General features: G+C 36.9%; 21 protein-coding genes. 3 read left to right on the top strand and 18 right to left on the bottom strand.

Annotation, left to right across the window (positions count from 1 at the left end):
• Nucleotides 1–14 precede the first annotated feature (14 nt).
• The 5 genes from adhE to IGJ41_RS03465 all read right to left on the bottom strand — a co-directional run bounded on the left by adhE (nt 15) and on the right by IGJ41_RS03465 (nt 6,207).
• Nucleotides 15–2,612 (bottom strand): bifunctional acetaldehyde-CoA/alcohol dehydrogenase, encoded by a 2,598-nt coding sequence (adhE, locus tag IGJ41_RS03485; RefSeq protein WP_002388933.1) that lies wholly within the window; start codon nt 2,610–2,612, stop codon nt 15–17.
• 158 nt (nt 2,613–2,770) lie between these two features.
• Nucleotides 2,771–3,076, bottom strand: a complete 306-nt coding sequence (locus IGJ41_RS03480; protein WP_002364719.1) for a post-transcriptional regulator — start codon at nt 3,074–3,076, stop codon at nt 2,771–2,773.
• Nucleotides 3,077–3,337: 261 nt separating this feature from the next.
• Entirely contained in the window at nt 3,338–3,736 is a 399-nt protein-coding gene (gene yajC, locus IGJ41_RS03475; protein ID WP_002383336.1) for a preprotein translocase subunit YajC, read from the bottom strand.
• 60 nt (nt 3,737–3,796) lie between these two features.
• Nucleotides 3,797–4,942: a tRNA guanosine(34) transglycosylase Tgt gene (gene tgt / locus IGJ41_RS03470; RefSeq protein ID WP_002355772.1), complete on the bottom strand. Its 1,146-nt coding sequence runs from the start codon at nt 4,940–4,942 to the stop codon at nt 3,797–3,799.
• Nucleotides 4,943–5,100: 158 nt separating this feature from the next.
• The gene (locus IGJ41_RS03465; RefSeq protein ID WP_173963823.1) at nt 5,101–6,207 is read right to left on the bottom strand and encodes an iron-containing alcohol dehydrogenase family protein; all 1,107 of its coding nucleotides are present in this window, start codon (nt 6,205–6,207) and stop codon (nt 5,101–5,103) included.
• A 170-nt stretch (nt 6,208–6,377) separates the two neighbouring features.
• On the opposite strand from IGJ41_RS03465, the gene IGJ41_RS03460 reads away from it, so the two are divergent.
• Genes IGJ41_RS03460 through IGJ41_RS03450 form a run of 3 tightly spaced genes read left to right on the top strand, consistent with a single transcriptional unit; the run spans nt 6,378 to nt 9,726 of the window.
• The gene (locus IGJ41_RS03460) at nt 6,378–7,841 is read left to right on the top strand and encodes an ABC transporter substrate-binding protein/permease (RefSeq protein ID WP_438713886.1); all 1,464 of its coding nucleotides are present in this window, start codon (nt 6,378–6,380) and stop codon (nt 7,839–7,841) included.
• Nucleotides 7,834–8,556: an amino acid ABC transporter ATP-binding protein gene (locus tag IGJ41_RS03455; protein ID WP_010710757.1), complete on the top strand. Its 723-nt coding sequence runs from the start codon at nt 7,834–7,836 to the stop codon at nt 8,554–8,556. Before IGJ41_RS03460 ends, IGJ41_RS03455 begins: the two co-directional genes overlap by 8 nt.
• A gap of 15 nt (nt 8,557–8,571) precedes the next feature.
• Nucleotides 8,572–9,726, top strand: coding sequence for a pyridoxal phosphate-dependent aminotransferase (locus IGJ41_RS03450; RefSeq protein ID WP_002355768.1), 1,155 nt, complete (start codon nt 8,572–8,574; stop codon nt 9,724–9,726).
• 122 nt (nt 9,727–9,848) lie between these two features.
• Here the strand turns inward: IGJ41_RS03450 and tnpA are convergent, their stop codons facing one another.
• The 13 genes from tnpA to mutM all read right to left on the bottom strand — a co-directional run bounded on the left by tnpA (nt 9,849) and on the right by mutM (nt 23,874).
• The gene (gene tnpA / locus IGJ41_RS03445; RefSeq protein WP_002411089.1) at nt 9,849–10,304 is read right to left on the bottom strand and encodes an IS200/IS605 family transposase; all 456 of its coding nucleotides are present in this window, start codon (nt 10,302–10,304) and stop codon (nt 9,849–9,851) included.
• Nucleotides 10,305–10,505: 201 nt separating this feature from the next.
• Complete coding sequence (locus tag IGJ41_RS03440; protein WP_010710758.1) at nt 10,506–10,817, bottom strand: hypothetical protein; 312 nt, start codon at nt 10,815–10,817, stop codon at nt 10,506–10,508.
• Between the two features lie 15 nt (nt 10,818–10,832).
• Nucleotides 10,833–11,693 carry a hypothetical protein gene (locus tag IGJ41_RS03435; protein WP_002419369.1) on the bottom strand — a complete coding sequence of 287 codons (861 nt, stop codon included), beginning with the start codon at nt 11,691–11,693 and terminating at the stop codon, nt 10,833–10,835.
• On the bottom strand, nt 11,683–13,749 hold the full coding sequence (locus IGJ41_RS03430; protein WP_153854265.1) for a cellulose biosynthesis cyclic di-GMP-binding regulatory protein BcsB: 2,067 nt from the start codon (nt 13,747–13,749) through the stop codon (nt 11,683–11,685). Before IGJ41_RS03430 ends, IGJ41_RS03435 begins: the two co-directional genes overlap by 11 nt.
• A 14-nt stretch (nt 13,750–13,763) precedes the next feature.
• Entirely contained in the window at nt 13,764–15,026 is a 1,263-nt protein-coding gene (locus IGJ41_RS03425) for a glycosyltransferase (RefSeq protein WP_438713883.1), read from the bottom strand.
• Nucleotides 15,023–16,606 (bottom strand): hypothetical protein, encoded by a 1,584-nt coding sequence (locus tag IGJ41_RS03420; RefSeq protein ID WP_153854264.1) that lies wholly within the window; start codon nt 16,604–16,606, stop codon nt 15,023–15,025. The genes IGJ41_RS03425 and IGJ41_RS03420 overlap by 4 nt, the downstream gene beginning before the upstream one ends.
• A complete protein-coding gene (gene wsfD / locus IGJ41_RS03415; RefSeq protein WP_153854263.1) occupies nt 16,596–18,116 on the bottom strand; it encodes a glycan biosynthesis hexose transferase WsfD in 1,521 nt (506 codons plus the stop codon). The genes IGJ41_RS03420 and wsfD overlap by 11 nt, the downstream gene beginning before the upstream one ends.
• Nucleotides 18,117–18,129: 13 nt before the next feature.
• Nucleotides 18,130–19,338, bottom strand: coding sequence for a hypothetical protein (locus IGJ41_RS03410; RefSeq protein WP_202524487.1), 1,209 nt, complete (start codon nt 19,336–19,338; stop codon nt 18,130–18,132).
• A gap of 81 nt (nt 19,339–19,419) precedes the next feature.
• Nucleotides 19,420–20,349, bottom strand: coding sequence for a primosomal protein DnaI (dnaI, locus tag IGJ41_RS03405; RefSeq protein WP_002355760.1), 930 nt, complete (start codon nt 20,347–20,349; stop codon nt 19,420–19,422).
• The gene (locus tag IGJ41_RS03400; protein WP_202524486.1) at nt 20,349–21,758 is read right to left on the bottom strand and encodes a replication initiation and membrane attachment family protein; all 1,410 of its coding nucleotides are present in this window, start codon (nt 21,756–21,758) and stop codon (nt 20,349–20,351) included. The genes dnaI and IGJ41_RS03400 overlap by 1 nt, the downstream gene beginning before the upstream one ends.
• 15 nt (nt 21,759–21,773) lie before the next feature.
• On the bottom strand, nt 21,774–22,256 hold the full coding sequence (gene nrdR, locus IGJ41_RS03395) for a transcriptional regulator NrdR (RefSeq protein ID WP_002381296.1): 483 nt from the start codon (nt 22,254–22,256) through the stop codon (nt 21,774–21,776).
• A gap of 179 nt (nt 22,257–22,435) precedes the next feature.
• Nucleotides 22,436–23,035, bottom strand: coding sequence for a dephospho-CoA kinase (gene coaE / locus IGJ41_RS03390; protein ID WP_010823441.1), 600 nt, complete (start codon nt 23,033–23,035; stop codon nt 22,436–22,438).
• Complete coding sequence (gene mutM / locus IGJ41_RS03385) at nt 23,032–23,874, bottom strand: DNA-formamidopyrimidine glycosylase (protein WP_002355756.1); 843 nt, start codon at nt 23,872–23,874, stop codon at nt 23,032–23,034. Before mutM ends, coaE begins: the two co-directional genes overlap by 4 nt.
• Nucleotides 23,875–23,958 lie beyond the last annotated feature (84 nt).

Raw genomic sequence — 23,958 nt, 5'->3', positions numbered from 1 at the left:
TTATTTGAGTTCTTTTATCCTACATAAGCATCTAAGATAATTTGTTTTAGTTCACTAATTAATGGTTCTTTCGGATTTGCAGTTGTACATTGGTCTTCATATGCAAGTTCTGCCATACGATCAACCGTTGTGTCTAATGTTTCTTGTGAGACACCTTGGGCTTTCAAGTTCATGTCAATTCCGACTGATTTACCTAAGTCTGCTACTGCTGTTGCTAAAGCTTCTACTAATTCTGCGGTAGTATTTCCTTTTAAGCCTAAGAATTTTGCAATGTCTGCATAATCAGTATCGGCGCGGAAGTAATCATATTTAGGGAACATTGCGTGTTTTGATGGATCTTTCGCATTGTAACGAATAATATGTGGTAATAAAATCGCATTTGTACGACCATGTGGAATGCCATATTCCCCACCAATTTTATGAGCAATAGAGTGACAAATACCTAAGAATGCATTGGCAAATGCCATCCCTGCCATGGTTGATGCATTATGCATTTTTTCGCGAGATTCCATATCTGGACGTTTCACTGAATTTTCTAAATGATCGAAAACTAACTTGATTGCTTGTAAACTTAAACCACGTGTGTAATCTGAAGCCATCACGGAAACATAAGATTCAATAGCATGTGTTAAAACATCCATACCTGTATCTGCAGTGACTGAAGCTGGCACAGACATTACGAACTGTGGATCAACAATCGCTACATCTGGTGTTAACGCATAGTCTGCTAACGGGTATTTCACGTGTGTTTCACTATCAGTAATAACGGCAAATGGTGTAACTTCTGAACCAGTTCCTGAAGTAGTTGGGATACAAACAAATTGTGTTTTTTCTGGTTTGGCAATTTTATATGTCCGTTTGCGGATATCTAAGAATTTTTGTTTTGCACCAAAGAACTCCGTATCTGGGTGTTCATAGAACATCCACATGCCTTTCGCCGCGTCCATTGCAGAACCGCCACCCAAGGCAATCACTGTATCTGGTTGGAAATCAACCATCATTTTGGTACCTGCATAAACAGTATTTGTTGATGGGTTTGGTTCAACATCAGAAAACACTTCGATTTTCACATCATTTTTACGTTTTTGTAGCTCTTTACGTACGATATCTGCATAGCCAAATTGAACCATACCTGGATCACAAACTAACATGACACGTTCAACATTTTCCATTTTTTGTAGATATTGTAAAGAATTTTTTTCAAAGAAAATTTTTGGAGGTAATTTAAACCATTGCATATTATTTCTCCGTTTCGCTACCGTTTTAATATTAATTAAGTTAATGGCTGATACGTTTTTAGAAACAGAGTTTTTCCCGTATGAACCACAACCAAGTGTTAAGGATGGAATCATTTCGTTATAAATGTTACCGATACCGCCTTCTGCTGATGGAGTATTCACTAAAATACGACAAGCTTTCATACGTAAACCAAAAGCAACTTGTAACTCTTCATCTTCTGTATGAATTACTGCTGTATGTCCTAAACCACCTAAGTTTAACATCGCTTCACATAGTTCAAAAGCATGCTCTGCATTGTTTGATTTCATCATTGCTAAAACTGGCGATAATTTTTCTCTTGATAATGGATATTCTGGACCTGCACCTTCTAATTCAGCGACTAAAATTTTTGTGCCTTTTGGTACACTAATTCCTGCTAATTCAGCAATTTTTTCTGCAGAGTTACCGACAATCGCTGGATTTACTGCGTATTTGCCTTCATTCATCACTGCATCTTCTAGTTTTTGTAATTCATTCGGTTTCACGAAGTAAACATTGTGTGCTTCAAACTCAGCTTTGACAGAAGCATAAATTTCTTTATCCACAATGACCGCTTGCTCAGAAGCACAAATCATTCCATTATCAAATGATTTTGAAACAATTAAATCATTAACCGCACGTTTTACTTTAGCTGTTTTTTCAATATAAGCTGGTACGTTCCCAGGACCAACGCCTAGTGCTGGTTTACCTGTTGAGTATGCAGATTTTACCATACCTGCGCCACCAGTTGCTAAAACAATGGCAATCCCTGGATGATTCATCAAAGCAGATGTTGCATCAATCGATGGTTGTTCAATCCATTGAATACAATTTTCTGGTGCACCTGCTGCAATCGCCGCATCCCGTACAATACGTGCCGCTTCTGCCGAACATTTTTGTGCGCTAGGATGGAAAGCAAAAACAATTGGATTTCTTGTTTTTAAGGCAATTAGTGATTTAAAAATAGTTGTTGACGTTGGGTTTGTTGTTGGTGTGACCCCACATACCACGCCAACTGGCTCAGCAATTTCCATTAAGCCGGTTTGTTCGTCTTTGTTAATTACACCCACTGTTTTATCATGTTTAATATTATTCCAAATGTATTCAGATGCATACATATTTTTGATTGCTTTATCTTCATAGATTCCACGGCCAGTTTCTTCGACAGCCATTTTTGCTAAAGGCATATGTTGGTCTAACGCCGCCATCGCCATTTGATGGACAATGTGATCTACTTGTTCTTGTGTAAAATCTTCCATTGCTTTTAAAGCGACATTCGCTTTTGTTGCTAATTCATCAATCATTGATGAAACATCAACTGTTTCTGTCTTTTCTTTTTTTACTGTTTTAACCATGTTCATCCTCCTAAGAGTTTCATTTTAAAAAAACTTTGTTAACTATTTCACATTCACATCATACAACATAAAATGAATCTTGTAAATAGTTTTTGTGATATTTTTCACAACTATTTATAAATTTTTTTATCACAAAAAAAAAGACCTATTCTTTTTTTCTAGAATAAGTCTTCAATATCATGCCAGTCCCTTAAAGGATTTTTTGATGTCTGTGCCAATAATTGTTGATAGTCAAAAAATTCATTCGGCTTAACCTTCTGAATGTCTTTGCGACAGTCTTTGACAGATAAACGGGCTTGCTTTTTCCAACGATAGGTGAGTAAATAAGTCAATAAATCTTCTTCGTTGATGGAAGAATAACCTAGTTCACGAAAATTTTGGCACTTCTTTTTAATACTTTTATTGAGCATTTTTTGTTGTAACCAACTTAATTTTTCCTTTGTCATGGGCTCTTCTCCTTCCAACCAAGCGAAAGATTGCTCACTTTTTAACTATCTTCCAACACTATAAAAAGGAACCTTTTTTGTAAACTTAATAGTTAAAAAGGACTTAGGACGTAAGTCCAAATGACCTACCTTCCTAGTCCTACATTTTAAGATAAACGACACGAGCGGAATAGGAATTATCTCTTCTTATTGGCTTTCTCGCGTGACTACTGGTCACAGTTTCGCCTTTGAAAAGCCTGTTCCGCTCTCTTTAACCATTAAATGAATCAGTTGATTCGTTTAGTCTTTCTTTTCTTTTGAAGGATCTGATGTTTCAGGAACTTCAGTTACTTCTTCTGTGACTGTCTCTTCAACTTCTGTGACTGGTACACTAGTTACTGCTGAATCATTTGTAACAGCAGTTCCAGGTGTTACAGTTCGAATTGCTGCACGGTCAAATTCTAAGACAATACCTTCGCAATCGATTAAAACTGTTTTTTCGTTGATTTCACTTAAAACACCATGTAAACCACCAATTGTGACAACACTATCGCCAGTTTTCATTGCGTTTAGTTGTTTTTGACGTTCTTGCTGTTGTTTCTTTTGAGAACGTGTCATGAAAAACATCATTCCTCCTAGAAGGACTAATGTAAAAATCATTGTAAATCCGCCACCCATTTGTTTCACCTCACTCTGCATTATTCACACTACTAACTGTATCAAAAAAATGCTTGAAGAACTAGTTTTTTCCTCTAATTTTTAGAAACTTTTTGCATTCGCTTTATTAAAGCCATATTCTTCAAAAAACGCTTGTCGGAATTCTAATAAATTGTCGTCCATAATTGCTTGACGGACATTTTTCATTAAGTCTAACAAGAAGTATAAATTATGATACGATGTTAAACGGATTCCGAATGTTTCATCACATTTAATCAAATGACGAATATAGGCCCGCGTATAATTACGACAAACATAACAATCACATTTCTCATCAAGCGGACGAAAATCCCTTGCATACTGGGCATTTTTAACAACCAAGCGACCTTGTGAAGTCATACAAGTACCATTGCGCGCAATACGTGTTGGTAACACACAATCAAACATGTCAATCCCACGAATCACTCCATCAATTAATGAATCAGGGGCACCCACACCCATTAAGTAACGTGGTTTATTTTCAGGAATTAACGGTGTCGTAAAGTCTAAGACTCGGTTCATTTCTTCCTTAGACTCACCAACAGATAAGCCACCAATCGAATAGCCAGGAAAATCCATACTCACTAAATCTTTAGCACTTTGACGACGTAAATCTTCAAATCCCGCACCTTGAACAATACCGAATAATCCCTGTCTATCAGGATTCGCATGGGCTTTTAAGCCACGCTCAGCCCAACGAGAAGTCCGTTCAATCGAGCGTTTGACATACTCATAGCTTTCATCAAATGGTGGACATTCATCAAAGCTCATCATAATATCTGATCCTAATTTATTTTGAATATTGATCGCTTTTTCTGGAGAAAGGAACATTTTTGAACCATTTAAATGATTTCTAAAATGCACACCTTCTTCTTCGATTTTCCGCATATCACTTAATGAGAAGACTTGGAAGCCACCTGAATCAGTTAAAATAGGTTGATCCCAGTTCATAAATTTGTGTAAACCGCCTGCTTCTTCGACTAAATCTTCACCTGGGCGTAACCATAAATGGTAAGTATTACTTAAAATAACACCGGCACCCATTTCTTTTAATTCTTCTGGTGACATTGTTTTAACTGTCGCAAGTGTACCTACCGGCATAAACATTGGTGTTGGAAATGTGCCGTGAGGAGTAATTAATTCACCTAAACGCGCACCTGTGTGTTTATCTTTTTTGATTAAACGATAACGAATGGCTGGTTCCGTCATTCATTTCCCTACTTTCTACTATAATTTGTCCTCCCATCATCATACTTTTTTTTTATTGAATTTGCAAGGATTTCTCAAGGTTTCTTTTTTCAAAAAAGGGTCCTTAAAAAACAGCAACTAGTTCAAATAATTCAAATGAGCTAGTTGCTGTTTGGCACTTATTTTGTCGCTGTATATTTTTCTAAATCTTGCATCGCTGTTTTCACAATTTCAGGGGTAATTTTTTGTTTCATATAATGAATCGTTTCGCCTTCTATACAAGCACGTTCTGCTACTTCTTGATACTCGGCTTCAGTTAAGTCCATCTCCATTTCTTTTAAAGAAATAGGCAAACCTAGTTGGTGATAGAAAGGAATCAATTCAGCGATTTCTTGCCATTTTTCTTCAATGGCTAATTGAACAAACACACCATACGCCACTTTGTTTCCATGTAATTGTCGATGGCTAGCTGGCAGCAAAGTTAGTGCATCATGAATGGAATGGGCACCTGCTGTCCGACCATAATCATCGCCAAAGCCACCCACCATTCCACCAATAATTAAATTCGTTTCGATGACATCAATAAACGATTGATTTAATTGTTGCTCTTCCATCGCTTTTAAAGCATTGATACTTTCATTTAACAAAATATCGCGACATTTTTCCGCGGCAAAATGAGAAACTTGAATAGGTAACACTTGGACATCTAACTGCGAAATAATCGCATCTGCTTCGTACCATTTAGCTAATGTATCCCCAATACCTGCCACCATTAAGGACCGAGGCGAATGTAATAACACTCTTGGTTCTACCAACACCAAAGCGTTTGCTTGCGGAAAAACGTCATATCGTTCCATTGCTCCATCTTCTCGATACATTACACTCAATGGCGTGCACGGTGCACAAGTAGCTGCTAAAGTGGGCAAAATAATTACCGGTAACGCCATTTTGTGTGCTAAGGCTTTGCCCAAGTCGGCCACTTTTCCTCCACCAACAGCGACGATGGCCTCTAAATGATTGTCCAGCACTTGCACTTCTAACTCTTGCACACGTTGATCTGTACAAACACCTCCATAGTTTTCAAAAACAGCTGTTACTTTTTGAAACGTCGGAAAATACGGTTTTGCCGCTTGCCATGACTCAGTCCCGTGTAAAATGAATACACGATGAATATTTCTGCATAATAGTTGTCCTTCTAATAATTCCCACGAACCAATTTCGCAAAGATACTCTTGTGGTGTCCCTCTCACAATTAATGATTGTTCCATCTTGAAAATCCCCTTCATTTTTGACTTTTGAAAATTTTTTTGAAAAAGTTGTATTTTTTCAACTCTACTACTTTTCCTTTTACATATTCTATGATATGATAAACCACATCATAACACAATAAATTTTTATACATTTATTCGCTTTTTTTGAATATTTATAAAAATAATACAAAAAGGAGTTTACGCAAATGACCAAATGTAAAAAATGGCTACAGACGATTTTACCAATTTTATTCTTGTTGCTCTCATTATTACCTATTAAAGAAACTTTTGCAGCCGAAAACGATCCAGTCTATGACAAAATCATCCAAAAGGGAGAACTAGTTGTCGGCCTATCCGCAGACTATGCCCCTTATGAATTTCATGCAAAAGTAGATGGTGAAGATAAAATTGTCGGTTTTGATATTTCTATTGCTCAAAAAATTGCTGACGATTTAGGCGTTAAATTAAAAATCGAAGAACTAGGCTTCGATGCTCTGTTAGGGGCCTTAAAAACTGGCAAGATTGACATGGTCATCTCTGGCATGTCGCCAACGCCTGAACGATTAAAAGAAGTAGCTTTTTCTCAACCATATATGAACGTTCAACAAAGAGTCATTGTTCGGAAAGAAGACAAAGATAAATTTCATTCCACTAAAGATTTCGAAGGCGCTCGTGCAGGTGCCCAAAAGCAAACGACACAAGAAGAATTAATTAAAACCGAATTAACCGGTGCTGTCCCTACTTCTCTTCAAAAAATTCCAGATTTAATTATGAATCTAAAAAATAATAAATTAGATGCAGTCGTTATGGAAGAACCGGTTGGCGAAGCCTATGTTTCTCAAAATGAGGATTTAGCTTTTGCTGATGTTACCTTTGAAAAAGGCTCAAAAGATACTGCCGTTGCTTTTCCTAAAGATGCGCCCGTTTTGACGGAGAAAGTAAATGCCTCTATTAAACAAATTAATGATCAAAAATTAATGGACGGTTATAAAAAAGAAGCCAATCAATTAATGTTCCAAAAAGATCAAAGCTTTTTACAAAAGTATGGAAAGTTCTATCTTAACGGTGCAGGCTATACCATTTTCCTAGCTTTCATTGGTGTTTTGTTTGGTGCCATTTTAGGGGCATTACTTGCCTTAATGAAGTTAGCCAATTCCAAAATTTTACGTGGCATTGCCATTGCTTATATTGAATATGTTCGTGGCACTCCTTTGCTTGTTCAAATTTTTATTGTCTATTTCGGGACAGGCGTTCTTGGTTTAGACTTATCAAAAGTAGCAGCTGGTTGTATTGCCCTTTCTTTAAACAGTGGTGCATATGTAGCAGAAATTATTCGTGCTGGTATTCAGGCAGTTAATAAAGGACAATTGGAAGCTGCTCGTTCTTTGGGAATGAATCAAAACCAAGCAATGCGATACATCATTTTCCCACAAGCTATTAAAAATATTTTACCAGCGTTAGGCAATGAATTTGTTACAGTAATTAAAGAATCTTCCGTTGTTTCAGTCATTGGTGTTTCAGAACTAATTTTCCAAGCTGGCAACGTTCAAGGAGCAAGTTTTAAACCCTTCTTACCTTACTTAATTGTATCGTTAATTTATTTCGTCCTAACCTTTACTATCTCACGTCTATTAGGTGTTGCTGAAAGGAGAATGAGTACTAGTGATTAACATTAAAAAATTACAGAAAACATTCGGAAAAAATGAAGTACTTAAAGGAATTGACTTAGAAATTGAAGCTGGTGAAGTTGTCGTAATTATTGGCCCTTCTGGTAGTGGTAAAAGTACTTTTTTACGTTGCCTGAACTTATTAGAAACACCAACTGGTGGCAGCGTTGAATTTGAAGGAAAAAATTTATTAGATAAAAATACCAACATTGATCAACTTCGTCAAAAAATGGGAATGGTATTCCAAAATTTCAATCTTTTCCCGCATAAAAATGTCTTGGAAAACTTAACGATTAGTCCTGTTAAAGTAAAAAAAGAAGCCGCTTCTGAAGCCACAGAACATGCTCTTTCTTTACTGGAACAAGTTGGTTTATCAGATAAAAAAGAAAATTATCCCTCTCAACTTTCTGGTGGGCAACAACAACGGGTAGCGATTGCTCGTGCTTTAGCCATGCGCCCTGACGTGATGCTGTTCGATGAACCAACTTCTGCCTTAGACCCTGAAATGGTGGGCGAAGTGCTATCCGTTATGAAAAATTTAGCTATTGAAGGGATGACAATGGTGGTGGTTACCCACGAAATGGGCTTTGCAAAAGAAGTCGCGGACCGTGTCATTTTTATGGATGCAGGAATCATTCAAGAAGAAGGCACACCTGAAGAAATTTTTGATGCGCCACAAAACCCAAGAACACAAGATTTTCTAAGAAAAGTTTTATAAAAAGGAGCACCTGGTATGGATCGCAAGAATATCGCAACACGTTACCAACAACCTACTGAAAATTTACTCATGGATATTGCAACATTGGCGAAAAAGACCCCAAATTTAATCGATTTATCGATTGGTGACCCTGACTTAATTACCGATGAGCGGATTATCGAACAAGCAGCTAACGATGCCAAAAATGGGCATACAAAATATACCGCTTCTGATGGTAGCGAGGCATTCATTGAGGCGGTCATTCAGTTTTATCAGTCACATTATCAATTATCTTTTCAACCGAATCAAGTCCGGGCCACAGTTGGCGCTCTGCACGGAATGTACCTTGCCTTACAAGTGATTCTAAATCCTGGAGATGAAGTGATTATTCATGAACCTTATTTCTCTCCTTATAAAGACCAAGTCCTTTTAGCAGATGGCGTTCCGGTCTTTTTACCAACCTATGAAGAAGATGGTTTCCAAATTGATGTAGCTCTTTTGAAAGAAAAAATCACGCCTAAAACCAAAGCGATTATTCTTAATTCACCGAATAACCCGACAGGCGCTGTTTTCTCTGAAGAAACTTTCAGAGAAATTGCACAGGTAGCGATTGAACACAACTTATACATTCTTTCAGATGAAGTTTATGAAGCCTTTTGTTTCCAAGAAACGTTTACTCCCATGGCTACGTTTGCTCCAGAAAATACTATCACTTTTGGTAGCTTTTCAAAAGCCTTTGCAATGACTGGTTGGCGTATTGGTTATATGATTGCCCCAGACTATATTAACGAAGTAGCCAAATTAATTAATGAAGGCGTTACGTATTCTGCGCCTACGTTGTCACAGCAAGCAGGAATCTATGCGTTACAACATTTTGACGAATTTGTAGACCCAATCGTTGAAGTGTTCCAAACACGTTTAGAGTATGTGGCCCAACGAGTAGCAAAGATCCCTTTCCTTTCGCTTCATCCAGTCAAAGGAAGTATTTACGCCTTCATTAATATTCAAAAAACTGGACTAACTTCCGTTCCTTTTGTGGAAAAGCTTTTAAAAGAGACACAGGTATTAGTGATTCCTGGAAAAGCATTTGGTGAAACAACGGGCGATGAGTACATTCGTTTAGCCGCAACACAAAATTTAGATTTATTAAAGGAAGCGTTCGATCGAATTGAAAGAATGACCTTTGAGTAAATATCCACCCGCATAGCGGGTGGCTTTTTAATAGCCCTAGAAGGGCTCGCTACCTGCTGCTCCCTTTAAGGGAGCTTTTTTTAGAGACTGCCAACCGCTACCATTCTATTCTTATCTAGTTGTTACTTCCTAAATGGATCTTTATACTCTCTTTTGTTTATACTATCCCTTACTCGATCTTCTGCTTCTTGTTCTCGTATATACTTAGCTATCGTTTTTTGGTTCAATCCTACAGTGCTCACATAATAGCCTTTTGACCAAAAGGATCGATTTCCATAATTGTATTTTAAATTCGCATGACGTTCATGAATGATTACTGCACTTCTTCCTTTTAAGAAACCCATAAAACCTGATACACTCAACTTCGGCGGAATTCTTACCAACATATGGATATGGTCGGGCATTGCATGCGCTTCAATGATTTCGACTTCTTTCATCTCACACAATTTCCTTAGTATTTTCCCTATATCTCGCCTCAATTGACCATAGATTACTTTTCTTCTATATTTTGGTGTAAACACAAGATGATACTTACAATTCCAACGAGTATGTGCTAAACTTTTATCGTCGTTCGACATTCAAAAACTCCTTTCGATTTGATAACGGTTGGTAGCCTTTATCTATTATATCGAAAGGAGTTTTTATCGCTAAAGCTCTGGCCTCCACGCGCAGTACGCGTGGTTTTTTTGTCGAAATCTCTTTAGAGATTTCGACTGACTAAAGTCATTAATAAAAAAGCTTCTGCATTAGCTAATAATCATAGCTAATGCAGAAGCTTTTTAGATTTCTTCTATCAATTCAATCGCTTGCCCACCAACATGCGGTGGAATCGACATAGTCATCGGTGGCAAGCCCACGACTGTGAAACGGACTTTGGTCCCTTTTTTCAAGTGAGACAGTGGGATACTTTCCTCTAACTGTTCAACAAGTATGTTTAAAATTACCCCATGAGAAAATAAGGGCACAATAGATTCTGGATCACTTTCTGCTTGAATATTTTCTAAATGTAATCGCATTGATAATGGCTGCGTCTCATTTAACACACTGGCCTCTGCTAAATTTCCTGTAAAAACAGCAATTTTTTCAGTCATTTGTTTGCCTCCTTTTTAAACATCATATTGAAGAGAATTAATTCCATCCCCTAAAAATTCTGAAGCGTTGTTAAATTCGGCAGGATCATATTTGGTATAGGAAACTTGTAATGTCAAAGTAATATTCCTTAAGGTTTCAGAATGGGCAAATTTCTCTTGAGCTTGTTGTTTGAATTCTTTTCTAGTAGTGTATCCGTCATCCCCATCGCGGAAAATTAATAACGCCCAAGTTGGCGGTGTGCCGTCGATAAAGTATGGTAAGAAGCGATCATCCGTTGTCTCCTTAATCGCCGCTGTCACGATTTGTAGCAATTCATTTTTTTGTTCAGGACTTAATAAGTTACGAATACTTTCCCAATAGGCCACTCGGATCACGACTAAATATAACGGCGCTTCATAACGTGTAGAAATATCAGAAAATAAATCGAATCCTTCCTCGTACATTTTTGCTGTTCTTAAATTAGTTACTGCATCTAACGCATTTAACTGAGAAGTTTCTTTACGTAAGCGAATATTTTCTTCTTCAATCGTACGAATTTGATAAGTCACAGCATAGATTGTTAAACAGTAGAGCGGCGGCATGATTAGCCAAAATAATGAGCCATAGCTAAACAAATCATGATAGACATACTGATATACAACATAAGTCAATTGTAGAAAAATAAATATAAGCGAAAATGTTAACCCCGCTGTAATTCCTACAAAATAGGTAACAATAATTAAGATAACTGAAATTAATAGACAACTTAAGTCCACAAAGAAATCATTCGTTCCTAAGGCCATAAAGATGGTTGTGCCGACAACCAAAACAATTCCTGCCAACAAAGTTAAATCCAAAAGTAAGGTCACTCGTTTTTGATTCACTCTATTCCCCACCTTTCAAATTCTTCTTCACGATGAAGAACGCACTTAATCCAATAATGGTCATACCAATTAAGAAGACAAATAGATAAATCATTAATTTATGATTATTGACAATTCGTTTACCTAATGATTCGTTGCTAACGTTGCTTACACGTTTTTTGAAACGATAATCATAGCGACGATAGTTCGGATCGACCACAATGGCATCTCCTTTGTACATAGAAGTATTCTTCTCTGTATTCACTTGTGTAGAGGCTAAAAAGACACCTTGTGATTTAGCTCCCGTTAAGATTAACGCCGCGGCTTTCGCATTATATGGAGAAAACATTAGCTGCGCCGTACCGATTTGTTTACCATAATCTTTTTCGATACTCAGTTTCTCGTTTGAAACAAAACGTGTGAAGTCCTTATCATAATGGAAATATAACTGATCGTTTAACTTACGAATCATCGGATTATCCTTAGGCGTACCAAAAATAATCAAGTTATGATTTTCTAATGCCGCATTTTTAGGCGCTTTTTTATAATACGTAATCTCACCGACATTACTTTCAGCATAATTACCAATTAAGTTAAATAAATTAGTCAACACTTTAAAATAGTTGTCGTCCATTTTTTCTGGTAATAAAATCGCTAAATCAGCAAAAGAACGGCTTCTGATAAAAATGTTCGGATAGTTGTTAAATAATATGTCATTCAGTTCTTCTGTTTGAATAAACGCATTCGAATTATTTTCAATAAAGGCCCATGGAGTCTGACCATTTCGTAAAACTTCTGGTGATTTAACGTTCAAATCAAAAGCAACTTTTAAAACAAAACTATCAGCAATTTCTAAGTTCTTTGGAAATTCGAGATTTAATTCATCACCGTTCGCACGAGCAGCGGTTAATTTCTTGCTGCCAATTGGTTTATCATTGGCATAGACCGTCACTAAAGAAGAATCAAAATCTAAGTTTTCAGCATATTTAAAATGTAATTTCACGCGACTTCCATTGGCATTGTTTCGATCCACTGGTAAATTGACAAAGTACGTTTGTTCTTGGTGATAGGCTCCTTCTAGTTTGTCCCCCGTTGAGGTTAATGGATAATTTCCATCAAATTCTAAAGTTGAACTAAACGTATCGGTATTCTCATCAACTGTTGTCTCTTCTTTATCTGTTTGGGTCATTAATTCATAGTTTGCTAAATAACGTCCCGCACGAACAAGTAAGTCCTCATCTTTAGAAGTAGCTACTAAAACATGCTTATCTGGTTGATTGAAAAATTTTAAGACAGCCTGGTCCTCCACACGTTTGCTATCGATTTGACTTTTATACTGATCTGGTAATTTATCATAGCTGGCAATAATCAACTGATAGGGTGCTGACTGTTCTTTGTTCAAAGAAGCCATTGGCAACAATTCTTCTGAAGTAGTAATCAAACGAGCAGCGCCAGCTAACGCATGGGTCGCTGCAGCTAATTCTTTTTCCGATGCATTTTCTGGTGTCAAAATAACACTGTGTTTATTCGCAATCGTGTCTGCTCCCACAAAATGATTATAAAAAGAATGAATTGTATTCTCTGGTAATTGTAAATCGTATTGGAAGTTTACGTTAGATCCTTCATACATCGTTAACCAATTTGCCGGAGTTTCAATTAAATTATACATGTCGTTTCCTGCCTGATTAATAATTTGGCCCTCAACAGTCAATGTATTTGTCTCTTTAATCAGTTCCAAAGGGATTTCAATCGTCTTTTGTTGAATACCAGTCGTATTTTCAGGACGCCAAGAATAAAACTTCACACCATTAACCGCCACAGTTAAATCTGAGGTCTGATTATTTTTTAATTGTGTGATTTGGTAGGTCATATTGAATGATGCTTTTTTAACGTTCCAATAATCAATTTTTGTAAAATACATGGTGCTACGGACAGAAGTACCTGTTAAAGAGATTGTTTTATTTTGAAAAGGTTGTGTAAAGGTATGGTTGTCTTGTTCTTTATTTTCGGCGTATACGGTCGGACTTGCGACACCAATCAGAATTGCCAGAAAGAACAACCCTATTAAAGTGACTGTTTTTTGTTTCATTGCACGTTTCCTCCTTATTTAAATCGTTCAGTTTTGTACCATTTTGTTTGTGTTTGTTTATGAAAAACATTTTCTTTAATATACATCACCATGCCATAAGCGGCGACTACTAGCCACATCTGACTGTATGTAATATACATCAAGGCAATAATTAAGATATTCTCTAAAGTCATTTCGCCTTTTTCGGTTGTAATACTGACAAAAGTACTGAAAATAAATAACAAAATCGCTAACAACCATAAGGAATTGCTAAATCCTTGCAGGGTCGTTGTTAAGTAACCAGACATTGATAAAACTAACATGATGTCTGACAAAACGAGCGATGTCATTAAGAGAAAATAAATGGACAAGAAATATAAAATATCAAAACGGATCCGACTCGCTTTAGGATTAAACAATAATTTAGCATTTTTAACAATGACATAAATATTGCCTTTGACCCATCGCGTCCGTTGTCGGAACCAAACTAACAAAGTTTGTGGCTCTTGCTCCCACGTCACTGCTTTTGGTTGAAACTTAATTTTATAGCCCATCATATAGATGCGGAAACTGATTTCTGTATCTTCGGCTAACGCTTTGTCATCCCAGCCGCCAATGGCTTCAATAATACTGCGACGAACAATGAAATTTGTGCCAGGAATCGTGCATAACTTAAATAATTGAAAACGACCGGCTTGTGCCATCCATTGAAAGGCCAGTGTTTCGATATTAATAAAGCGTGTCAACAAGCTTGCATTGCGATTTCTCGTTCTAAATTTACCAATAACCGCGCCGTATTCCTCACTAGCGATTAACTCTCCAACTAAATAACGGAGTGCATTCGGTTCAGGTGTATTGTCCGCATCATAAATGGCAATCACGTCCCCCTTGGCTTGCTTGAAACCAATGTTTAAGGCATTAGACTTACCTTTACCACCTGTTATATTGTCTGTATTAATAATCTGCAAATTTCGATTAACCGCCTTTTTTTGGACGTTAGCTAAAAGCTCGGCACTATTATCACTTGAGTTGTCATTAATCACAATAATTTCATAGCAATCTTGCGGATAATTAAAATTCAATAACGCTTCAACTGTCCGCACAATGACAATTCCTTCATTATGGGCCGGCACCATAATTGAAACAAACGGTGCATCTTCGTCCTCTACAGGTGGCGGTGCGACAGGATCTGTTTTTAAATAATAAACATAGCCAAAAATAACTAAGAGAATATTTACAATTAGTAGACTCCAAATAATGATAGTTGCTGTTAACATTACAATGTCAGCAATGGTCATTTGTCTTCCTCCTTATTAATATATTTCGACCGATAATTCTTTCGTCCAATCATAAACAAAATAATCAGGATGATTAAAGTCAGTGTAACAACGCCAATCAAAATATTATTTGTGATGCTGAAAAAGAATGAAAATAACCCTGTAAATCGTTGTTTTTCAACTGTTGAGGCCCCTGTATCAGCCAAACCATTGACAATTTGATTATTTAAGAAGAACCGATTATTCCGAAATTCGATTTTCTGCGTTTGTGTTTGAACAGTGAAATGTTGATCCGCTTCTGAAACACTAAACACTATTGGTGCTTCCTTGACTTCTTGAATTAGATGATCCACTTCTTTTTTAGAATTTGGAAATGAAAAACTAATGGTGGTCGGCATTGGAAATCGATAGTCATTCGGATTATCTTTATCCGTCCATTCAATCCCTGATAAATAATCATACGGTAGATCAAACAAAGCATTCTTATAAGTGATTGATTTTCCCGTTTGGTTTCGATAAAAAACGCGTTCAATCGGCGGATTTTCTCTTAGAATCACTGTATCACTGATTGCTAGACCATCCTCTTGGTATTGAATATCTTGATTCCAATATCCTGGAGCAGAAATGCCTACGGGATAAACATGTCTGTCGACCAATAAACTAATCTGCTGCTCCATCAATTGTTTCAAGGCACGTTGGTCATTTAAATCAACATTGTTAACGACCGGTGTTTCTAAGAAAATAACCCCCGTCGAAGCAAACGCACGTAACGCGTTCGTAAATAATTTATAAGGTAAAATCGTATTGTTTTGTGAAACGCTCGTACTGGATAAAATATAAGGATACGTGGTTTTAACTAATTCTTCTTGCAAATAGGTTGCCACAGACATATCTCTTAACGGGTTAAAATCAGAAATCGTTAAAAACGGTCGTGACATTTTTTCACTTTCCAGCCATTGACTAATTACGTCTAAGCTTTCTAAAAAAATAGCGCCTTTGCGTTCAAACATTGGTAGAAAAGCATGCCCATTCTCAATTACACCAAATGGATATTCTTCTGGCGCTAATTCTTGTGTTTTTAATCGACCAACTGTCTGACCTTGCGTATTTTCCAGCACAACTGATTGATCTTGAAAAGGCAATACTTGAGAAAAGCGGTTTTTTTCATCTTCTAACCGATATTGACGATGACTTAATTCTTTCCACGTACCGCTAAAATATTGTTTTTCATCGTCACGCATGTTTCGACCAATGTGTAATCGTTTGCCTTTAAAATGAACTCGATCTGCTAGAAAATCAGAGGCAATAACGTCGGCTTGTTCAGGCCAATTCACCATAGAAATCAAACTGTCATAACCATCATTTAGCAATTCGCCAGGCACATAATCTGACACCGCCACACTCTGAACTTCTACTCCAAAACTCGTCAACACTCGTTGTAAAGCATCCACATCATTTTCTTTTTTCCCAGCAATATTCAAGCTGTCATAGACAAGTAAGACACGTTTACTTGGTGCAGCCAGCGCCGGTTTGGCAAAGCCACAAAAAACGAAAAAGAGTAAGAAACACACCCAGCCAATAAGATATTGTTTATTTTTCAATTCCCTCTACCTCCCCAATGACTTGTGGTGTTGTATCTTGCCACATTCGTTTACCAATAACATCAGAAACAATTTGTAACAAGAGAAAATCTAAAAATACTGAGACTAAAAACAAATGACGTACTAAGTCACTATCCCCATCAATAATAATTGTTGAAATGAAAACAACTAATAAATTAAGATAAATTCCTGTCATTAAAAAGAAGCGAAAAACTAATCTGGGTTCGTTTCTCTTGAGTCCTCTGTATAAACCAACGCCATATAAACCAAACAGGATCACGCCTAATAATAGATAGAAAGCAAAGTTTTTAGGAAAAAAGCTGGCTTTAATACGGTTATACACCATAAAAAATTTAGATTGTTCCAGCGGTGCACGCCCCGTCGTTTTCTCAAAATTCCCCACATTATTAGGCTTTACTAAGTAAACATTTGGGACCGCTGAATTCAGTCCTTGCCATAATTCAGATGGATAATTTAAATAATTCAATAACACCCATCCAAAACTCGTTTTATCAAAAAAATCTTTTTTCATTTGTTCAGAAGTTGGTGACACGGGACTGTATTCTTCAAAGTAGGAACGTCCCTTTTGCAACCCATATTGCGGGTTGATTCCGCCCTCTGACATCCGTTTATCCGGAACCTTACTATCCTTCATTACACCGCGCGTCATGCTGTGGTAGACATCACGTTCATAGATATCGTTAGGAACGATAAAAGCCGCTAACGTTGTAAAACCAATCAACGCAATTAAAAAGGCCGTCATTGACAATCGTTGATAACGTTGTGACAAGTAGACAAAAAATCCTAATCCAGCAATAATTACGCCAATAATCAGCAAATATTCTTGGCGTGTTGTTCCTATTAAAAGTACTACTGCTTGTGCCAAGATAACTAAGATTATTCTTCTGAGCCAAGTTCGTGGTTGCGTCACCCGATAAAAATAGACTGAAAATGCTAAGACACTCACAGAAAGTAAAAAACTCGTCGCTTCTGTATAAAAGGAATTAAAATAAATCGTATAGGAGGTATCCCCCAAGATGAAAATAACCAACAAAGAGATAAGATAACTTTTTTTCAAAGATACGCCTTCGGTTAAGCCTCGTACCAGAATATAAATTGACACTAAAAAACAACTAAGATAAACGAAACCTAAGAAACGAATATCGAAAAGTGTTTGACTATAAAAAAGTTTATTAAGCCAAATGGCAACGGTAATGAAAAATTGTTGAGTGGAAACAAAGTGCGTCGTTGTTTCATTAAAATAACGCATAATTGAAAAGTCCTTAACAAAATAGGCCACATTGTCGTAGCTATCACCATTGACACGATAAAGACTATTTGAATTTAACACACGAAAATACTCGCCATTATCTCCCAAGCCATTAATCGGATAAACAAATAACAAAATGCTTGTCACTAACCCAATCCCTAAAACGGCCAAAAGACTTGGAGAAATATAACGACTCAACCATTCAAAAGCCGAGTTCATGTGTTTTTTGATCTTTTCCATGCTTTCACCTCATCTAGAAATCATAGGCCAAAAGAGCCATTAAGTTATTATAGGAATAGACTTGTTTCGTAACTTTATCACCAAATCCTCCATAAATCGGACTGCTTGAATCCATAATTTGAAAATTATTAAGTACTGTAATTGCCGCACGATACAACTCTTTGTCATTTTCGGCAACACCAATTAAAGCCGCTATCGCATAACTAGCTGCAGATTGATTTTTATCCACGGGCGATCCATTTAAATCATACGAGTTAAAAAGCGTTCCTTGCTGAACTTGTTTTCGTACAAAATCAATACTAGTCTGTTTCGCCATACCCACTTCACTTAAATGGACAATCGTTAATAAAGATTCAATAATATTAAGTGTTCCGTTGTTTTCGTATTTATTTGTTTGATGATTAAACTTCGTTTGATAAAGAGGTAAATCATCAGAAATATAGCCATCGTCTATTAATTGGTAATGATACTGCAAGTAGTCTGCTGAAATCCCAAATTCTTTGTATAGATAACCCAGCGTAATTAAGTCAATATAAAACAAAGAAGTTTCTAAAGACTGTTGTTTTGATTTACTATCGTAAAAATCAATTAGAATATTATCTTTCATAGAGGTTTTCATAAAACTCTTGCCTAATTTTTTAATTTCTTGATCGTACTGATCTGTTTTAAAATGCCCCCCTGCTTCAATTAATGAACGAATGATCCGTAAATCATCAATCGAGGCATTGACATTGTATTTATTGCCTTGTTCGTCAATTCGGTAACTAAATTGGATACCGTCGTAAAAGGTGTCTTTCGTCTGCTTGTAAAAATTATCAAAACGTCCCTGCGTATCAAAAGCTAAATTACGCAAATATAGACCCGAAGACTCACTTAACAGCTCATGTCCTGTGGCGACATCTTTGCGTTCAGCATCTGGTAAATAATTGGTTAAAAAGCCGCCGTCTGTTTTGAGCCGGGTTTCAATAAAAAACTTCAACAAATCTTTGCGTTCAGCGGTTTCTTTTGTGTGAAATTCATGTTTTGTTAAAAAATGTTGTTTGTCTGTCGACATTAAGCGTTGAATTTTTGGATTCACTTTTTCCACCTCTACTTTATAGGATTTTTCTCTAAACAAAAGAAAATATCCTCCCAGAAGCACCACGAATACCCCAATAAAAATCCAAAGTTTTCTCTTCATTGTTACGCCTCTTTTCCTCACTTCTTTATTGTCAGTGTACACAAAAGTACTTGTTTTTGCGAAACTTACGCTACATCTTCAAGCGCAAGAAAAAAAGCAATCCATAAAAATAAAAGGATTGCTTTAACCGTTTCGTCGATCATTTCCTGTCATCGTAATCTCTTTTGACAGATAACGCACACGTTCCATAATTCGTCTGGCTTTTAGCGGCTCTTGTTCTCCTCGTTGCGTCACGGTTAAATGCTCTTCTAAAGCTTTTAAATCTAGATTGGAAGAGAAAAAAGTAACTAATTGTTCTTGCATTCGATATTGCAAGATTACGCTTAAAACGTCGTCACGAATCCAACTAGTCATGGATTCCGCACCAATGTCATCAATCATTAATATAGGGGATTTTTTTACTGCATCGAGCTTTTCACCAACTTGATCGCGACCAATGGCTTGCTTCATTTCTACTGTAAACGTTGGAAAATGAACAATTGTCGTAGTAAATCCACGTTCTGCTAAAGCATTAGCCATCGCACCTAATAAGAAAGATTTTCCTACACCGAAGGGGCCTTGTAAATAGAGCCCTTTATGAAATTCTTTGGGTGTCGCAGGATATTCTCTTAAAAATTGCATTGCTTCTGCTAACGCTTTGGCTCGACCTTGAGAAGATGGATCGAAATCTCGTAAATTTGCTTCTCGGACATCTTTTGGCATGTCCATTGCCCTTACTCGATTGCGAATTTCTTCTTCCTTCTGACGGGCGATTAAATCAGCCGTTGGAACATACGTTACATCAATGTAATGAAAATTCAACATTAATCTTGGCTCATAGCCTGGGGCAATCATTGCCGGATCGTTTAATTGAAATTTCTTTTTTTCTTGAACAAATTCATACAGCTTAGCATAACTTTTACGAATATCTTCATCGGTTAAACGCTCTCGGTTTGCTTGTATAAAAGCTTGAACATCTTGATCTTTCAATACTTCGTTAACCAGCTCTTCATATCGTTCATTGATGTCACGCTTCTGGATAATTTTTGACATTTCTTTTCCTACGTCTTCCATCATTGATCACCTCCTTGGTTTAAAAATTCTTGAATTTGTCGATCTAACTCGGCTTGTTCTTCTGGGGAAAGTTTTGTTTCATCGTTTGGCTGATCTGCCCATTCTGGCAATCGCTCTTGTCGAACAGTTTGGCGTTTCCCTGAATAATTTTGTTGTCGCTGTTTTTGTTTGGTTTGGCTTTGTTTTGCCAATTCTCTGACATGTTCAATTGCTTTTTCTGGTGAATGAATGCCACTTTGTCCCCATTCATTCGCAATTCGATTCACATACTCCGCTTTTAAAGTCGGTTGTTGTTGAATGTTGTAAACATAGTTAATCAAAATATTAATCACACTAGTCGGTAAGCCTGATTTGGCAACCAAATATTTCACTAATGAACGTTCTTGTGGTGTCGTATAGCCGCCTCGACTATTTTTTAAAGCTTCTAAATATTGAATAGGCGGATTTTTTTCACTATCCATAATCATTTGAATATCCAGTTCAGAAAAACCATTCATTTTTAATGTGTTATATCGATACGTTTGTTGCTCTTCCACCGTCAATTGTGCTTGCTTGTTTGTCACTACGTTTGTTGATTGTGGTTTTTTATCAGGATCAAACGCTTGATGAATCGTTCGCACTAATTCCTTAGGCAAAATTCGACTTGTATAATAGTCAAATGATTTCGAAGCAAAGTCTACCATATCTAACTCATTGATGCCATATAATTGATGAAAAACATAGACTTCTTCTTGAAAACTAACCTCATCTTCAGGCAGTTGTAACCCTAAACGGTGCAAACCTTCCACAAAATAGTGCCAATCAAAAGAATCCGTTGATACAGAAATTTTCTTCGATTTTTCTTGTTGAGAAAAAGTTTCTTGAATCGTTGTCAATCGGTTCGCTTCGGAAACAATTTGTTCTTCTTTAAAGGCATAAACCTCTTGAAAGCTAGCGGAAACATTTTGATAGCCCTCTGTTTTAGTAGGATGCGGTTGGAACTTTTGCACTAATTGATCAAATTTCCGTTGTCCAACCCGGTTAAATAACACTAAAGCTAACACTTCATCTTTAAAAAAACGAGCGGCTGTTTCAGGTGCTTTTAAATAATATAAATAACAATCTCCTAATTCCCGATCTGTTTTTTTATACGTTTCTAGCAACCCAATGCCTTCTAATTTGTAGCAAGCTTCTTCTAATTGTTGGCAACTCAAGTCCAGCAAACTAATTAAATCTGCATGAAACAGCGAGCCATTCTCCTCTGAGTCTGTTGTTTCAGATAACAAAAGCCAATATAAACTAAACGCATTGGCGCCGACAATTGGTTGATATAAAAAGGTTAAAACCTCTTTCTCTTGATCAGAAAGCGGTGAATCAATAACCGCTTGAAAAATATTTTTTGGTTGGATTCTTTGCCGATTTCCTTTCAAAGAAAGACCTCCTTTTTAATTTTCTGAGTCAGGAGAAGAAGATTTTGCTTTGTCGACAATGTCCTGTAACTCTTTCAAAAACACGCTCATATCTTTGAATTGTCGATAAACACTCGCAAAGCGGATGTAGGCAATTTCATCTAGATTGACTAAATCTTCCATCACATATTCACCGATAAGCGTTGTAGAGACTTCATTTTCCCCTAAACTACGCACTCGATTTTCAACATTATCGACAATTTGAACCATTTGTTCCATAGCAACGGGTCTTTTTTCCGCAGAGCGAATGAGCCCCCGCAAAATTTTATCACGATTAAATTCTTCACGATCCCCATTTTTCTTGATTACAAGTAATGGCGCCGCTTCAATTCTTTCAAATGTAGTGAACCGATAACTGCAATTTTCACATTCACGACGACGGCGAATTGCACGTCCATCATCTGCTTGACGGCTATCAATAACACGGGAATTATTATGATGACATCTTGGACAACGCATAACGTTCACCTCTTCTATTCTGTATAATTTTTGTTGCCTATATTATAACATGAAATTGCGCTATTACTAGGTCTTTAGAACTGGTTCTTAGTTGAATCTTTGCCATTCTTTAATAAAAACAAAGACTTTCACTGTTTTTTCTGAAATTTTCAAAACATTTTACGCCATTAAAAAAATATTCACTTCTTTCCAGTTTGTTCCTCTAGCCACTTCTTCACTTGTTGTTCCGTTTCTTCTCTAGTTCCTTGGTTATCAAACACGATATCTGCTCGTTCTTTTTTCATTTCAATCGGCCATTGGCTAGCAATTCGTTGTTGCGCTTCTTCTTCTGTTAATTGGTTTCGGGCCATCAGACGCTCTTTTTGAATCTTTTCTGGTACATATACCACAGCAACTTGATCCATAATCGCCTCATAATGAGCTTCATAAAGCAGAGGAATATCAACAATAACCAGGGAGGCTTTCTTTTTAGCTTCTTCAATTTGACGTAAAATTTCTTTTCTTAAAAAAGGTTTCAGCGTTTCATTTAACAGCTCTCTTTTTTGAGGACTAGCGAAAATTAATTGTCCTAACTTTTTCCGATCCAATTCACCAGTTGTTAATACTATTTCTGGTCCGAAAGTTTCAACGATTGCGGCTAAGGCTGGTTGCCCTTTTGCAACAATTTCGCGGGCGATAATGTCGCCGTCAACAATTGGATAACCCGCTTTTTTTAAAAGAGCAACAACCGTACTTTTACCTGTCGCAATCCCTCCTGTAATGCCTAAAACTTTTGTCATTTCAATCGACGACCTTTCAATTGTTGGCATTGTGGACAATAATGCGTGCCACGTTGCGCCACTTTTGTTTTAACAATTGGCGTACCACAACGATTGCAAGGTAAGCCTGTTTGCCCATAGACATTCAACGCTACTTGAAAAGTCCCTGCTTCTCCTAACGCGTTTAGATAGGTGCGGATGGTGGTTCCACCTGCTTCAACAGCGCGTGCCAAGACGTCAATGATTGCTTGATACAACGTAGCAACTTCCGCAGGTTTTAAGGAATCTGCTGGTTGTTCTGGATGGATTTGCGCTTGCCAAAGTGCTTCATCTACATAAATATTCCCCAAGCCCGTCACTAGCTTTTGATCTAACAGCAATGGCTTAATTGCTTTATGATGCTTTTTCAAGCCTTGTTGAAAAGTAGCTAATTGGAAAACGTCTGGTGTTGGCTCTGGGCCCAAAGCTAAAATCCCTTTATATTGATGACCTTGATTCTTAGGAACCAATGTCATACGGCCAAATTTCCGTACATCTAAATAACGTAATTGCGTGCCATCTGTAAAAGTAAACATTACATGGGTATGTTTGGCAATTTCATCATCAGCCTGATGAAATTCATATTTTCCTTCCATCCGTAAGTGAGAAATCATATCATTATCAGACAATTTAAAAATCAGAAATTTTCCTCTTCGCTCAATTCCTTCAATCGTTTGACCAGCTAATTGACCTTGAAATACATCAACTTCTGGTGATTCAATAATTCTTGGCCAAAAAACAATGACTTCTTGAATGGTTTTTCCTACAACAAGTTTTTCAAGTCCTTTTCGCACTGTTTCTACTTCTGGTAATTCTGGCATTATTTTTGCTCCTTTATATAAAGAGGTCTGAACGCTTAGATACCAACGTCCAGATCCTACTTATCCTTATTTTATTCATCGTTC

This window comes from Enterococcus sp. DIV1537a (assembly GCF_051712085.1).
Classification (GTDB): Bacteria; Bacillota; Bacilli; order Lactobacillales; family Enterococcaceae; genus Enterococcus; species Enterococcus faecalis.
This window is presented reverse-complemented; position numbering and strand designations above follow the sequence as displayed.